Origin of the sequence: Amaricoccus solimangrovi (assembly GCF_006385685.1) — a bacterium.
GTDB lineage: Bacteria > Pseudomonadota > Alphaproteobacteria > Rhodobacterales > Rhodobacteraceae > Amaricoccus > Amaricoccus solimangrovi.
Map to the genome: position 1 here is coordinate 27,103 of NZ_VFRP01000007.1, position 13,259 is coordinate 40,361.

At 70.5% G+C, this 13,259-nt stretch carries 16 protein-coding genes; 13 read left to right on the forward strand and 3 right to left on the reverse strand.

The features are described 5' to 3' along the window. Positions 1-65 precede the first annotated feature (65 nt). Positions 66-2,060: a DNA topoisomerase IV subunit B gene (gene parE / locus FJM51_RS08900; protein WP_140453786.1), complete on the forward strand. Its 1,995-nt coding sequence runs from the start codon at positions 66-68 to the stop codon at positions 2,058-2,060. Between the two features lie 270 nt (positions 2,061-2,330). On the opposite strand, the gene FJM51_RS08905 is transcribed toward parE, so the two are convergent. Next, entirely contained in the window at positions 2,331-3,041 is a 711-nt protein-coding gene (locus FJM51_RS08905; RefSeq protein WP_233713057.1) for a thermonuclease family protein, read from the reverse strand. Positions 3,042-3,240: 199 nt separating this feature from the next. Here FJM51_RS08905 and FJM51_RS08910 point away from each other — a divergent pair, with 199 nt between their 5' ends. Beyond that, positions 3,241-3,669 (forward strand): hypothetical protein, encoded by a 429-nt coding sequence (locus tag FJM51_RS08910; protein WP_140453787.1) that lies wholly within the window; start codon positions 3,241-3,243, stop codon positions 3,667-3,669. A 75-nt stretch (positions 3,670-3,744) separates the two neighbouring features. Here FJM51_RS08910 and dksA read toward each other — a convergent pair whose 3' ends face one another. Next, positions 3,745-4,167, reverse strand: a complete 423-nt coding sequence (gene dksA, locus FJM51_RS08915; protein WP_140453788.1) for an RNA polymerase-binding protein DksA — start codon at positions 4,165-4,167, stop codon at positions 3,745-3,747. 201 nt (positions 4,168-4,368) lie between these two features. On the opposite strand from dksA, the gene FJM51_RS08920 reads away from it, so the two are divergent. The 8 genes from FJM51_RS08920 to FJM51_RS08950 all read left to right on the forward strand — a co-directional run bounded on the left by FJM51_RS08920 (position 4,369) and on the right by FJM51_RS08950 (position 11,058). Then, positions 4,369-5,211: an AAA family ATPase gene (locus FJM51_RS08920; RefSeq protein ID WP_140453789.1), complete on the forward strand. Its 843-nt coding sequence runs from the start codon at positions 4,369-4,371 to the stop codon at positions 5,209-5,211. Between the two features lie 92 nt (positions 5,212-5,303). Then, entirely contained in the window at positions 5,304-5,609 is a 306-nt protein-coding gene (locus FJM51_RS08925; RefSeq protein WP_140453790.1) for a hypothetical protein, read from the forward strand. Positions 5,610-5,645: 36 nt separating this feature from the next. Further along, entirely contained in the window at positions 5,646-6,092 is a 447-nt protein-coding gene (locus FJM51_RS08930) for a GNAT family N-acetyltransferase (protein ID WP_140453791.1), read from the forward strand. Next, positions 6,089-7,441, forward strand: coding sequence for a DUF2927 domain-containing protein (locus tag FJM51_RS08935; protein WP_181164499.1), 1,353 nt, complete (start codon positions 6,089-6,091; stop codon positions 7,439-7,441). Before FJM51_RS08930 ends, FJM51_RS08935 begins: the two co-directional genes overlap by 4 nt. A 7-nt stretch (positions 7,442-7,448) precedes the next feature. Beyond that, positions 7,449-7,619, forward strand: coding sequence for a hypothetical protein (locus FJM51_RS23745; protein ID WP_181164500.1), 171 nt, complete (start codon positions 7,449-7,451; stop codon positions 7,617-7,619). Positions 7,620-7,661: 42 nt separating this feature from the next. After that, entirely contained in the window at positions 7,662-8,846 is a 1,185-nt protein-coding gene (locus FJM51_RS08940) for a vWA domain-containing protein (RefSeq protein WP_140453793.1), read from the forward strand. 38 nt (positions 8,847-8,884) lie between these two features. Beyond that, on the forward strand, positions 8,885-10,426 hold the full coding sequence (locus FJM51_RS08945; protein WP_140453794.1) for a class I adenylate-forming enzyme family protein: 1,542 nt from the start codon (positions 8,885-8,887) through the stop codon (positions 10,424-10,426). Beyond that, entirely contained in the window at positions 10,423-11,058 is a 636-nt protein-coding gene (locus tag FJM51_RS08950; protein WP_140453795.1) for a DsbA family oxidoreductase, read from the forward strand. The genes FJM51_RS08945 and FJM51_RS08950 overlap by 4 nt, the downstream gene beginning before the upstream one ends. A 22-nt stretch (positions 11,059-11,080) precedes the next feature. Here the strand turns inward: FJM51_RS08950 and FJM51_RS08955 are convergent, their stop codons facing one another. Beyond that, on the reverse strand, positions 11,081-11,392 hold the full coding sequence (locus FJM51_RS08955) for a DUF1476 domain-containing protein (RefSeq protein WP_140453796.1): 312 nt from the start codon (positions 11,390-11,392) through the stop codon (positions 11,081-11,083). A gap of 172 nt (positions 11,393-11,564) precedes the next feature. Between FJM51_RS08955 and purC the strand changes: the two genes are divergently transcribed. Genes purC through purQ form a run of 3 tightly spaced genes read left to right on the forward strand, consistent with a single transcriptional unit; the run spans position 11,565 to position 13,251 of the window. Beyond that, on the forward strand, positions 11,565-12,329 hold the full coding sequence (gene purC, locus FJM51_RS08960; RefSeq protein WP_140453797.1) for a phosphoribosylaminoimidazolesuccinocarboxamide synthase: 765 nt from the start codon (positions 11,565-11,567) through the stop codon (positions 12,327-12,329). Further along, positions 12,329-12,568 (forward strand): phosphoribosylformylglycinamidine synthase subunit PurS, encoded by a 240-nt coding sequence (purS, locus tag FJM51_RS08965; protein WP_140453798.1) that lies wholly within the window; start codon positions 12,329-12,331, stop codon positions 12,566-12,568. Before purC ends, purS begins: the two co-directional genes overlap by 1 nt. Then, positions 12,565-13,251: a phosphoribosylformylglycinamidine synthase subunit PurQ gene (purQ, locus tag FJM51_RS08970; protein WP_140453799.1), complete on the forward strand. Its 687-nt coding sequence runs from the start codon at positions 12,565-12,567 to the stop codon at positions 13,249-13,251. The genes purS and purQ overlap by 4 nt, the downstream gene beginning before the upstream one ends. Positions 13,252-13,259 lie beyond the last annotated feature (8 nt).

Here is a 13,259-nt window from a genome sequence, read left to right on the forward strand (position 1 = left end):
TGGCTTGGGCGCGCATTTCCCCCGCTATCCTTGGCGAAACCGGAACAAAGATAAAGAGCCAACCTATGGTCCATGCCTCCGATCTCTTCGACGACGACCCCTCGCAGCGGGCCTATGACGCCTCGGCGATCGAGGTGCTCGAAGGGCTGGAGCCGGTGCGCAAGCGCCCGGGCATGTATATCGGCGGCACCGACGAGCGTGCGCTGCACCATCTCGTCGCCGAGGTGCTCGACAATTCGATGGACGAGGCGGTGGCGGGCCATGCGAACCGGATCGAGGTGGAACTTCACGCCGACGGCGCGGTCACGATCCGCGACAACGGCCGGGGCATGCCGGTCGACCCGCATCCCAAGTTCCCCGGCAAGTCGGCGCTCGAGGTGATCTTCTGCACGCTGCACGCGGGCGGCAAGTTCTCCGGCAAGGTCTACCAGACCTCGGGCGGGCTGCACGGCGTCGGCGCCTCGGTCGTGAACGCGCTCTCGGACCGGCTGACGGTCGAGGTCGCCCGCGGCCGCCAGCTTCATTCGCAGAGCTTCTCGCGCGGCATCCCGCTCGGGCCGCTCGAGAATCTCGGGCAGACGCTGAACCGGCGCGGGACGAGCGTGACCTTCCATCCCGACGCCGAGATCTTCGGCGCCTCGGCGCGGTTCAAGCCGGCGCGGCTCCTCAGGATGGTGCGCTCCAAGGCCTATCTCTTCTCGGGCGTCGAGATCCGCTGGAAATGCGACCCGGCCCTGATCGGCGCGGGCGACGACACGCCCGCGAGCGCGACCTTCCACTTCCCCGGCGGGCTCGCCGACTATCTCGGCGAACGGCTCGCGGGCGCCGATACCTATGCCGAGAGGCCCTTCGCCGGGAAGGTCGATTTCGCCGAGCGTTTCGGCGCGGATACCGTCGGCTCGGTCGAATGGGCGATCAACTGGACGCCGCAGCGCGATCCCTTCGTCTCCTCCTACTGCAACACGGTCAACACGCCCGAGGGCGGCACGCACGAGGCGGGGTTCTGGGCCGCGCTCCTGAAGGGCATCCGCGCCTATGGCGAGCTTTCCTCGAACCGCAAGGCCGCGCAGATCACCCGCGACGACCTGACGGCCGGCGCGGGCGCGATGATCTCCGTCTTCATCCGCGACCCCGAATTCGTCGGCCAGACCAAGGACCGGCTCTCGACGCAGGAGGCCGCGCGGCTCGTCGAGGGGGCGGTGCGCGACCGGTTCGACAACTGGCTCGCCGCCGATCCGAAGACCGCCGGTTCGATTCTCGATTTCCTGGTGCTGAAGGCCGAGGAGCGCGCGCGCCGCCGCGCCGAGAAGGAGACGAGCCGCAAGACCGCCGTCAAGAAGCTGCGCCTGCCCGGCAAGCTCGCCGACTGTTCGGGGGCGAGCCGCGAGGGATCGGAACTCTTCCTCGTCGAGGGCGATTCGGCGGGCGGCAGCGCCAAGCAGGCGCGCGACCGCAAGACCCAGGCGATCCTGCCGCTGCGGGGCAAGATCCTGAACGTGCTCGGCGCGGCCTCGTCGAAACTGACGCAGAACCAGGAGCTTTCCGACCTCTGCCAGGCGATGGGGGTGCAGACCGGGAGCCGGTTCCGGCTCGACGACCTGCGCTACGAGAAGATCATCATCATGACCGACGCCGACGTGGACGGCGCGCATATCGCCTCGCTGCTGATGACCTTCTTCTTCACCCAGATGCGGCCGCTGATCGACCACGGCCATCTCTACCTCGCCGCCCCGCCGCTCTACCGCGTCACCCAGGGGGCGAAGTCGGTCTATGTCTCGACCGACGCCGAGAAGGACGCGCTGATGGCCAAGGGCCTCGGCGGCCGCGGCAGGATCGAGGTGAGCCGGTTCAAGGGCCTCGGCGAGATGATGCCCGCGCAGCTCAAGGAAACCACGATGGACCCGGCGAAGCGCACGCTGATCCGGGTGACGCTCGACGGCGAGGACGAGGGCGACACCGCGGGGCTGGTCGAGCGGCTGATGGGCAAGAAGCCCGAACTGCGCTTCCAGTTCATCCAGGAGAACGCGAAATTCGTCGACATGGACGAACTCGACCTCTGACGCCCCGTCGGCCGCCGCCGCGCGCGGGCGGAAATCGGCGCGGCCGCGGAACCGAAGCGGGCGCCGTTTGTTTTCGACACATCTTCGCCGGACCGCGCTATTTTCCGGGATAGCCGGCCGGCGTTGTGTACGAAAGGACAAACGCCAATGAATTCGATCATCTACCTCGTGGGACTCGTCGTCATCGTGCTGGCCATTCTTTCCTTCCTCGGCCTGCACTGACGGGAGGCGGGACCGCCACGCGCAACGCCCCGCGCGACACCGGGGCGACTACCCCCGCGGCGCCCGCCAGCCCGCCGCCACCGCCGCCGTCTCGTCGCAGAACCAGCGCTCCCCCTTCGCCGTCGAGATCCGCGTCCGCGCATAGGCGGCGCTGCCGGGAAGATGGTAGATCCGCTCGCCATCGGCGGAGATGTTCCCCTTGACGCGGCAGTCCCCCGCCTCGCTCTCGGCCCGAGCCTCGGCGGCCCGGGTCCGCGCCGCGCGGAGATCGGCGCGATAATCCCAGGGCGCCTCCGCGCCGGTCCGCCAGACGCCCCGGCCCGCGGCCTTCGCCGCCGCCTCGTCGGGGATGTAGTCGGCGGCGTAGCGCCGGAAGGCCCAGGCGAGCCCCTCCGCCACCAGCGCGCGGCCGAGATCGGTATCGCCGGCGCGGCAGGTGGCGACCACGCGGCCATATCGGTCGGTATCGCGCCGGACGCAGGCGACCTCCCGCTCCGCCACCAGCGCGACGAGCCGCGCCCGCGCCGCCTCGCCGCAGGCCCAGGCACCGCAGCTCTGCGCCCGTTCCGGCGCGTCGATCCCGAAAATCCGCACGACGGCCCCGCCGACCCGGAGCGTGTCGCCGTCCGAAACCCGCGCCGCGCCGCGCGGGCCGGGCTGGACCGGCGCGCCGCCCGGCAGCAGCGTCAGCGCCGCGAGAAGGAGCGCCACGAGCCCCGGTCCCGCGCGGCCTCCCCGCGCCATTCCTGAAATCGACATCCGACGTTCCTCCGGGCGGCCCCCGACCGGGCCAGCCTTCGGCATCGTCGCAAAGGAATGGTTAACGGCGCAAGATGGTTAACGGCGCGAACCGCTCGAAGGCGCGGCCCGGCCTCACGGGCGTTTCACTCCCGCCCACTGGCGAGGCGCCGCGGGCCGCGCTATCCTCGCGCGCCGAAGCATCCCCCGGGGGCTCCCCATGCGCCTGTCGCCGCTCTTCCCGCTCGCCTTCCTGCCGCTCGCGGCCCTCCCCGGCCCGGCCCTCTCCGCCGAGACCGCGGGGGCGAAGGACATTCCGGTCGAGGAATGGGTCGCGATGGCCGACGGGCACACCCTGACCTACGAGATCAACGGGATCTTCTTCGCGCTCGAACACTACTACCCGCATTCGAACCGCGTGACGCTTCAGGCGAACGACGGGCGCTGCCTTCAGGGCACCTGGAACTACGAGGCGCCGCATTACTGCTTCTACTGGGAGGGGCAGCCGCCGGCCTGCTTCCGGCACGCGCGGCTCGGCAAGGAGATCCTGATCATCGAGACGCAGGACGGGCACGACACGGCGATGACCCAGGAGATGACGAATGTCTCCGACACGCCCGTCACCTGCGGCGTGCCCCCGATCAGCTGAGGGCCGCGGAAGCGGGCCGGGCCATCGTCGGCGAAGGGGCCCCGCCCCGGGGCCCCGGACATGTTCGGGCGCCGCTCAGTCGTCGCGGTGCACGCGCTCCTTGCGCTCGTGGCGCTCCTGCGCCTCGAGGCTCAGCGTCGCGATCGGACGCGCGTCGAGCCGGCGCAGCGAGATCGGATCCCCGGTCTCCTCGCAATAGCCGTAGCTGCCGTCCTCGATCCGGCGCAGCGCGGCGTCGATCTTGGACACCACCTTGCGCTGGCGATCGCGGGTGCGAAGCTCCAGCGCGCGGTCGGTCTCCTCCGAGGCGCGGTCGGCGATGTCGGGGATGTTGCGCGTCCCCTCCTGCATCGTCTCGATCGTGCCGCGGCTTTCCGCCAGGATGGACGCCTTCCAGGCCAGGAGCTTGCGCCGGAAATAATCCAGTTGGCGGGGATTCATAAAGGGTTCGTCGTCGGTCGGATGATACTCGACGTCGAACTTGGTCTCAGGCTTCATAGAACCACACCTTTTATGCCGTCCTGGCCGTGTGATCCCGCCCGTCAATACCGGCCGGTTTCCCCATGGCCCCTCAACGTTTTCGTGGCCTCCCGATATAGGGATTCGGATAGCTTGTCACGCGCTACCTGCCGATTCATGCTCCCCGCGGAGCGCCTTCGGGCAGGCTGTGCAAATAACTGGCAGTGGTATGAAAAAACGATGAAATTCAATGGCACCGACGCATATGTGGCCACGCCCGACATGGCCGTGGCGGTGAACGCCGCGATCCGTCTCGAACGGCCGCTCCTCGTGAAGGGGGAACCGGGGACCGGCAAGACCGAACTGGCACGCCAGATCGCCGGAAGCCTCGGGCTCGAGCTCATCGAGTGGAACGTGAAATCGACGACGCGCGCGGCGCAGGGGCTCTACGAATACGACGCGGTCAGCCGGCTGCGCGACAGCCAGCTCGGCGATCCGCGCGTGGGCGATGTCGCGAACTACATCCGCCGCGGCCCGCTCTGGCGCGCCTTCACCGCCGGGGAGAAGGTCGTGCTGCTGATCGACGAGATCGACAAGGCCGACATCGAATTCCCGAACGACCTGCTGCAGGAACTCGACCGGATGGAGTTCTTCGTCTACGAGACCGGCGAGACCGTTCGCGCGCGCACAAGACCCATCGTCGTCATCACCTCGAACAACGAGAAGGAACTTCCCGACGCCTTCCTGCGCCGCTGCTTCTTCCATTACATCCGCTTCCCCGACCAGGAAACGCTCGCGCGGATCGTCTCGGTGCATTTCCCCGGCATCAAGCCCGCGCTGATCCGCGCGGCGCTGACCCAGTTCTTCGAGATCCGCGAGACGCCGGGCCTGCGGAAGAAGCCTTCCACGTCGGAAGTGCTTGACTGGCTTAAGCTTCTCCTGGCGGACGATCTCGCGCCGGAGGATCTGCGGCGCGACCCGTCCGAGGCGCTGCCGCGCCTGCACGGGGCGCTCCTGAAGAACGAACAGGACGTGCATCTCTTCGAGCGGCTCGCCTTCATCGCCCGCGGAAGACGATCCTGATGGTCGGCGGGCGCGCGCGCGCTATGTCATCTTACATGACAGAACGCCGCGGGCATGCTATGCTGCGGCGCAGCAAAGCTTGAGAGGACCGGATGCTCCCCTTCACCACCTACGCGGCCTACACCGATTCCTGGATGCGATTCACGCGGGCCTATGGCGAGATGTCGCTGCACGCCGCGGAGGTGATCGCGCACCGGACGTTCCAGATGGCGACGGGAACGATGAGCGCGCCGGAGGCGATCGGCATGGTGATGGAGAAGGCCACCGCCTTCGCCGTCGCGACCGAGCGCGCCGCGCTCGTCGCCGCGCGCGGCGGCGACGTCATGAATATTGCGTCCGAGGCGCTGAAGCCCTATGGCGCCAAGACCCGTTCCAACGTCCGCAGGTTACGCGGCTAACCCCGCCCGGTCCGCCGGGCAGATCCGGCGGTGCCGATGTCGCAGATCACTCCCACCCGCGCCTCGGACGAGGCCGACTGGCGGCGCCTCTGGCGCGCCTATCTCGCCTTCTACGACACCGAGCGGCCGGATGAGGTCTACGCCCACAGCTTCGCCCGGCTCGTCGATCCGGCGGTGACGGAGTACAACGGGCTGATCGCGCGCGAGGACGGGCGCGCGGTCGGCATCGTCAACTACATCTTCCATTGCCACGGCTGGCAGCCCGCCGGGGTCTGCTATCTCCAGGATCTCTACGTCGCGCCCGAGGCGCGCGGCGGCGGCGTCGGGCGCGCGCTGATCGAGGCGGTCTACGCGGCCGCGGACGCCGCCGGCCGGCCCGAGGTCTACTGGCTGACCCAGGCCGACAACGCGCGCGCGCGCCGGCTCTACGACGCGGTGGGCGTCGCGACCCCGTTCATGAAATACCGGCGCCCCCCGCCGTGAGCGCCCTCGCCCTCGCCGCCTGCCTCGCCCTCATCCTGCTGGGCGGCTGCGCGACGCCGCAAGGGGACGCGCCGGCGACGCTGACCGGCGTGCGCTTCGCGCCGGTCTCGCCCCCGCGGGGCACGCGGCAGTCGAACCGCGAACTGGCCGAGGATTTCCTCGACCTCACCTTCGCGCTCGAGAACGGCGAGACGCTGCCCGCGCTGCTCCGCTACGAGCGGCCGGTGCGGATCTACATGGGAAGCCCCGAACTCGCCGAATACGCGCCCGATCTCGCGCAACTCCTGCTCCGGATCCGGCGCGAGGCGGGGATCGACATCGCGCGGACCGACGACCCGGCGAAGGCGCTCATCTTCATCGAGGCGGTGCCCGCGCACGAGATCGCCGCCGTCTTCCCGACCGCGGCCTGTTTCATCGCGCCGGGCGAGCGCGACTGGAAGGGTTTCCGCGCCCGCGCCGCCGAGACGCATCCGCGCTGGTCGGCGCAGAAGGCGCTCGGCGAGGCGGCGATCTTCCTGCCGACGGATTCGACGCCGCAGGACACGCGCGACTGCCTCGCCGAGGAGATCACCCAGGCGCTCGGCCCCGCCAACGACCTCTACCGCCTGCCCGATTCGATCTGGAACGACGACAATTTCCACGGCATGCCGACCTCGTTCGACATGACGATCCTGCGCGCGCTCTACCAGCCCGAACTCCACAGCGGCATGACGCGGGAAGCGGTCGCCGCCGTCCTGCCGCGCGTGCTCGCCCGGACCAATCCGATGGGCCGGAACCTCGCCCCCCGGAAGCGCGCGCCGGAATCGCGCGTCTGGGGCGACGCGATCGAGGCGGCGCAGGCGCCCGACGCCCCCCGCGAGGAACGGATCCGGGCGGGGCTGCTCGCGACCGGGCTCGCCGCGGAGATGCGCCCGCCCGACCACCGGCTCGGCGTGGCCGAACTCGCGCTCGGCCGCGCGACGCTCGGCCGCGACCCGGCCTTCGCCGCGCATCAGTTCGCCGAAGCCTACGCGGGCTTCCGCGACCGGCTCGGCCCCCACGACATCCGCACGGCGCAGGCGGGCGTGCATCTCGCCGCGCTCGCGCTCGGCGCGGGCGACACCGACTCGGCGATCCGGCTGGCCGAGCGCCACATGCCCGACGCGGTCGCCTATCAGAACGCGATCCTCGCGGCGAGCTTCATGAGCATCAAGGCCGAGGCGCTCGCCGCCCAGGGCGCGGAGGCCGCCGCCGCGGAGGCGCGGCTCGACAGCCTGCGCTGGGCGCGCTATGGCTTCGGCGACCCCGACGGCGCGCTCGCGCGCGAGCAGATCGCGCTCGCGGCCGATCTCGCGGAACCCCGGAAATGAGCGCGCAATGCTGCTGACCCTTGTCTTCATCGCCGGATTCGCCTTCGGCTGGTACCGTGCCCGGACCCGGGGCGGCGACCGGCTCGACCGGCTGCAATATGGCACGGTGCACGGAATCCTCTTCACCCTCGTGGCCTTCGTCGGCTGGATCGTGGCGATCAAGGCGGGAATTCTCTGATGCCCGGCCGCCCGCCCCTCCGCCGCCGCTGAGGGCGCGGCGATGTTCACCCGGTTCTTCGCCGATCTGCGCGCCGCCGGCGTGCCGGTCTCGCTGCGCGAATACCTGGGCTTTCTCGGCGCGCTCGAGGCCGAGGTGGTGCTCTACGACGCGGAGGGGTTCTATTTCCTCGCCCGCGCCTGCCTCGTGAAGGACGAGCGGCACACCGACCGGTTCGACCGCGTCTTCGCCGCGGTCTTCGGCGGGCTGCTCTCCGAGGGGCCGGAGGCGGCGCTCGAGGCGATCGGCCTGCCCGAGGAGTGGCTGCGCAAGCTCGCGGAAAAGCATCTGAGCCCGGAGGAGCGCGCCGAGATCGAGGCGCTCGGCGGGTTCGAGGCGCTGATGAAGGCGCTGCGCGACCGGCTCGCGGAGCAGAAGGGGCGGCACCAGGGCGGAAACAGGTGGATCGGCACCGCCGGCACCTCGCCCTTCGGCGCCCATGGCTACAATCCCGAGGGCGTGCGGATCGGCCAGGACGAGAGCCGGCACCAGCGCGCGGTGAAGGTCTGGGACCGCCGCGACTTCCGCGACTTCGACGACGCGGTGGAGCTCAATACGCGCGCGATGAAGATCGCGCTCCGCCGGCTGCGCCGCTGGGCGCGCGAGGGCGCGGCGGAGGAACTCGACCTGCCCGGCACGATCCGCGCCACGGCCGAGCGCGGCTGGCTCGACGTGGTGACGCGGCCCGAGCGGCACAACGCGGTCAAGGTGCTGCTCTTTCTCGACGTCGGCGGCTCGATGGACCGGCACGTGGCGGCGGTGGAGGAGCTCTTCTCCGCCGCGCGGAGCGAGTTCAAGCATCTCGAACACTACTATTTCCACAACTGCCTCTACGAACACGTCTGGCGCGAGAACCGTCGCCGCTGGGACGCCGCGATCCCGACGGAGGAGGTGCTGCGCACCTACGGGCCCGACTATCGCTGCGTCTTCGTCGGCGACGCGACGATGTCGCCCTACGAGATCACCCATCCGGGCGGCGCGAACGAGCACTGGAACGAGGAGCCGGGCGCCGTCTGGCTCGGCCGCGCGCTCGGCCTCTGGCGCCACGCGCTCTGGATCAATCCGGTGCGCGAGGACCGCTGGGGCCACGATCCCTCCATCGGCATGATCCGCGACATCATGGAGGGGCGTATGGTGCCGCTGACGCTGGCGGGCCTGGAGAGCGGCATCCGCGAGCTGGCACGCTGAGGCTGGGCGCGGCCGGCGCGGCGCGCTAGAACCGGCCCATGACCCTCTCGCTCTTCGACGCCGGCCCGCCCCCGCCCTGCCCCGCGCGCTTCAACATGGCCGCCCATACGCTCGGCCATGACCGCGCCGCGCCGGAGAAGATCGCGCTCGAGGTGCTGAGTGCCCCCGGCGCGGTCGCGGAAAGCTGGAGCTACGCGCAACTTCGCGCCGCGGTGCTCGCGGCCGCGGGCGGGCTCGCGGCCCGGGGGATCGGCCGGGGCGACCGGATCCTGCTCCGGATCGGCAACTCCTCCGATTTCCCGATCCTCTTCTTCGCCGCCAACGCGCTCGGCGCCGTGCCGGTCCCGACCTCGACCCAGCTGACCGAGGCCGAGGTCGCGGGCATCGTCGCCGATCTCGACCCGGCGCTGATCCTCGCCGCCGAGGGCGTCGCCTGCCCGCCCGCGGGAAACCGGCTCGACACCGCCGCGATCGCCGCGATCCGCGCCCATGCGCCGGCCGCGGGCTTCGCCGAGACCGCGGCCGACGATCCCGCCTACATGGTCTATACCTCGGGCACCGGCGGCCGGCCCAAGGGCGTCGTCCACGCGCAGCGCGCCGCCTGGGCGCGGCGGATGATGTGGCAGGGCTGGTACGGGCTCGCCCCCTCCGACCGGATGCTGCACGCGGGCGCCTTCAACTGGACCTACACGCTCGGCGCCGGGCTGACCGACCCCTGGGCGATCGGCGCCACCGCGCTCATCCACGCCGGCCCGCCCGACCGCGGCGTCTGGCCCGCGCTCGCGCGCGCGCACCGCGCGACGATCTTCGCGGCGACGCCGGGGGTCTACCGCCAGATACTCGGCTCGGAGGCGGATCTCGCCGCGGGCTTCGCGCATCTGCGCCACGGCCTCTCGGCGGGCGAGGCGATGCCCGAGGCGGTCCGGGCCGGGTTTCGCGCGCGCGCGGGCCGCGAGGTCTACGAGGCGCTCGGCATGTCGGAGGTCTCGACCTACATCTCCTTCGCCCCCGCCGCGCCGCCCGTGCCGGGACGCGCCGGGCGGCCGCAGCCGGGCCGCCGCGTCGCGATCCTGCCCGATTCCGAACGCGACGGCGAAACCCCGGTCCCGCGCGGCGAACACGGCCTTCTGGCCGTCTCGCGCCGCGATCCGGGCCTGATGCTCGGCTACTGGCGCCGGCCGGAAGAGACGGCGGCGAACTTCCGGGGCGAATGGTTCCTGACCGGCGACCGGGCGGAGATGGCGGCGGACGACACGATCACCTATCACGGCCGCGCCGACGACCTGCTGAACGCCGGCGGCTTCCGGGTTTCCCCGGCCGAGGTCGAGACCGCGCTGCTCGCCCATCCGGCCGTGGGCGAGGTCGCGGTGGTGGAGCGCGAGGTCCGCCCGGGCGTCACGGTCATCGCCGCCTTCTACGTGGCCGAGGGACCGGCGCCCGCGGAGGAGGAGCTTGCCAGCCATTGCGCCGCGCGGCTCGCGCGCTACAAATGCCCGAGGGCCTTCATCGCCCTCGAAACCCTGCCGCGCAGCGCGAATGGCAAGATCATCCGCCGCGCCCTGAAGGAGGGCTGGCCATGACCCGCCTCGACATCATCTCCGATTTCGTCTGCCCCTGGTGCTACCTCGGCAAGGTCAATCTCGAGGCCGCGATCGCGGCGCGCGGCGCGCATCCCTTCGCGATCACCTGGCACGCCTTCCAGCTCGACCCGACGATCCCGCCCGAAGGCCATGCGCGCGGCCCCTATATCGAGGCGAAGCTCGGCGGGCCGGAGCAGGCCGCGGCCGCCCATGCCCGGCTGACGGAGATGGGCGCGGCGGCGGGAATCGCCTTCCGCTTCGACCGGATCACCCGCGCGCCGAACACGCTCGACGCGCACCGGCTGACCCGCTGGGCCGCGGCCGAGGATCGCCAGACCCTGGTCGCGACCGAACTCTTCCGGCGCTATTTCGAGGAGGGCGAGGACATTTCAGATCCGGGCGTGCTGACCGCGGCCGCGGAGGCCGCCGGCCTCGACCCCGCCCCGGTGGCGCGCCTGCTCGCGGGCGAGGCCGACCGCGCCGAGGTCGCGGCGGAGGTCGCCGAGGCGGCGCGGATCGGCGTGACCGGGGTTCCGACCTTCATCCTCGGCGGCCGCTACGCGGTCAACGGCGCGCAGCCGCCCGAGGTCTGGGCGAGGGTCATGGACGAGCTCGACGCCGCCACCGCCTGAGCGCGGGCGCCGGGCGCGCGCGTCACTCCTCCAGGATCTGCGCCTTCGCCATGCCGAGCAGCTCGTCCATCTTGGACCGGATCGTCGTCTCGTCGGCCTTGCCGGCGAGATCGGCCGCGATCTTGCGGTAGACCTCCTCGTGCCCGACCTCCTGGAAATCGGCGTAGACGACCTCCATCGCATAGGCCTCGGCCTCGGCGCCCGTCTTGCCGAGCTCCGCGGCCGCCCAGAGCCCGATCAGCCTGTTGCGCCGGGCAAAGGCCTTGAACTGCATCTCCTCGTCATGGGCGAACTTGTTCTCGAAGGCCTTTTCACGGTCCTTGAAGCTGTCCATCGGCATCCTCCTTCGGGGGTCTCTCGTTCGCGCGCACATAATCATTCCGCCCGTCCCCGGACAAGCGCCCTGCAATCGCCCTTGCTCCTTTTCGGGCCCGGGTATAGAGAGCGGGGGACGGGAAAGGCGGGCGTCCGGCCCCCCTTTCCCATTGGTATTTTCGGAGACTTTCATGGCCCGCCGCAGGATGATTTACGAGGGCAAGGCGAAGATTCTCTACGAAGGCCCCGAGCCCGACACGCTCATCCAGTACTTCAAGGACGACGCCACCGCCTTCGACGCCACCAAGAAGGCGACGATCGAGGGCAAGGGCGTGCTGAACAACCGCCTTTCCGAGCATTTCATGAGCGGGCTGAACGCGATCGGCGTGCCGACCCACTTCATCCGCCGCATCAACATGCGCGAGCAGCTGATCCGCATGGTGGAGATGATCCCGCTCGAGGTCGTGGTGCGCAACTATGCCGCGGGCTCGCTCTCCAAGCGCCTCGGCATTCCCGAGGGGCAGCAGCTGCCGCGCCCGGTGATCGAGTTCTACTACAAGGACGACGCGCTGCACGATCCGCTGGTGACCGAGGAGCATGTCGTGGCCTTCAACTGGGCGAGCCAGCAGGACATCGACGACATGATCGCGCTCGCGCTCCGCGTGAACGACTTCCTCTCGGGCATGTTCCTCGGCGTCGGCATCCGGCTCGTCGACTTCAAGATCGAGATCGGCCGGATCTACGACGGCGACTTCCAGCGCCTGATCGTCGCGGACGAGATCTCGCCCGACTCCTGCCGCCTCTGGGACATCGAGACCGGCCGCAAGCTCGACAAGGACGTGTTCCGCCACGACCTCGGCGATCTCGCGGACGCCTATACCGAAGTGGCCAAGCGCCTCGGCGTCATGCCCAAATCGCAGAGCCGGACCCATTCCGGCCCGAAGCTGGTGAACTGATGAAAGCTCGCGTGCATGTGACGCTGAAGACCGGCGTGCTCGATCCCCAGGGCGAGGCGGTGCGCCATTCGCTCGGCGCGCTCGGCTTCGAGGGCGTGGGCGAGGTCCGGATCGGCAAGGTGATCGAGCTGGAGGTCGCCGAGACCGACCGCGCGGCCGCCGAGGCGCGCGTGCGCGAGATGTGCGAGAAGCTCCTCGCCAACACGGTGATCGAGAATTACGCGGTGGAGATCGCATGAGCCTCAAGGCCGGCGTCGTCGTCTTTCCGGGATCGAACTGCGACCGTGACCTCGCCGTGGCGCTCCGCCGCGCCGGGGCCGATGTCACGATGATCTGGCACAAGGAGACCGAGCTTCCGGCCGGGCTCGATCTCGTCGGCGTGCCCGGCGGCTTCTCCTTCGGAGACTATCTGCGCTGCGGCGCGATCGCGGCGCGGGCGCCGATCATGCGCGCGGTCGTCGATTTCGTCCACGCGGGCGGCTACGGCCTCGGCGTCTGCAACGGCTTCCAGGTGCTGATCGAGACCGGCCTCCTGCCCGGCGCGCTGATGCGCAACGCCGGGCTCCGCTTCGTCTGCGCGCCGGTCGGGCTCGAGGTCGCGACGACCGACAGCGCCTTCACCCGGGCCTATGCGCGGGGCGAGCGGCTGGAGATTCCGATCGCCCATCACGACGGCAACTACTTCGCCGATCCCGAGACGCTGGCGGCGCTGGCCGACCAGGACCGGATCGCGCTGCGCTACACCGAGAATCCGAACGGCTCGGCCGCGGACATCGCCGGGATCCTGTCGGAAAACCGCCGCGTTCTCGGGCTGATGCCGCATCCGGAACGCGCGGTCGATCCCGCGCATGGCGGCGCGGACGGCGCGCGGATGTTCGCCGGTCTCGTGGCGGCGCTGAGCGGGGAAGCGGTGCGCGCTTGAGCCGGACC

Coding starts and splice junctions, on each gene's coding strand:
- parE (WP_140453786.1), top strand. CDS start 66: ATGGTCCATGCCTCCGATCTCTTCGACGACGACCCCTCGCAGCGGGCC.
- FJM51_RS08910 (WP_140453787.1), top strand. CDS start 3,241: ATGCGCCTGTCGCCGCTCTTCCCGCTCGCCTTCCTGCCGCTCGCGGCC.
- FJM51_RS08945 (WP_140453794.1), top strand. CDS start 8,885: ATGACCCTCTCGCTCTTCGACGCCGGCCCGCCCCCGCCCTGCCCCGCG.
- FJM51_RS08925 (WP_140453790.1), top strand. CDS start 5,304: ATGCTCCCCTTCACCACCTACGCGGCCTACACCGATTCCTGGATGCGA.
- FJM51_RS23745 (WP_181164500.1), top strand. CDS start 7,449: ATGCTGCTGACCCTTGTCTTCATCGCCGGATTCGCCTTCGGCTGGTAC.
- purC (WP_140453797.1), top strand. CDS start 11,565: ATGGCCCGCCGCAGGATGATTTACGAGGGCAAGGCGAAGATTCTCTAC.
- purS (WP_140453798.1), top strand. CDS start 12,329: ATGAAAGCTCGCGTGCATGTGACGCTGAAGACCGGCGTGCTCGATCCC.
- FJM51_RS08940 (WP_140453793.1), top strand. CDS start 7,662: ATGTTCACCCGGTTCTTCGCCGATCTGCGCGCCGCCGGCGTGCCGGTC.
- dksA (WP_140453788.1), bottom strand. CDS start 4,167: ATGAAGCCTGAGACCAAGTTCGACGTCGAGTATCATCCGACCGACGAC.
- FJM51_RS08905 (WP_233713057.1), bottom strand. CDS start 3,041: ATGTCGATTTCAGGAATGGCGCGGGGAGGCCGCGCGGGACCGGGGCTC.
- FJM51_RS08920 (WP_140453789.1), top strand. CDS start 4,369: ATGAAATTCAATGGCACCGACGCATATGTGGCCACGCCCGACATGGCC.
- FJM51_RS08930 (WP_140453791.1), top strand. CDS start 5,646: ATGTCGCAGATCACTCCCACCCGCGCCTCGGACGAGGCCGACTGGCGG.
- FJM51_RS08955 (WP_140453796.1), bottom strand. CDS start 11,392: ATGGACAGCTTCAAGGACCGTGAAAAGGCCTTCGAGAACAAGTTCGCC.
- purQ (WP_140453799.1), top strand. CDS start 12,565: ATGAGCCTCAAGGCCGGCGTCGTCGTCTTTCCGGGATCGAACTGCGAC.
- FJM51_RS08950 (WP_140453795.1), top strand. CDS start 10,423: ATGACCCGCCTCGACATCATCTCCGATTTCGTCTGCCCCTGGTGCTAC.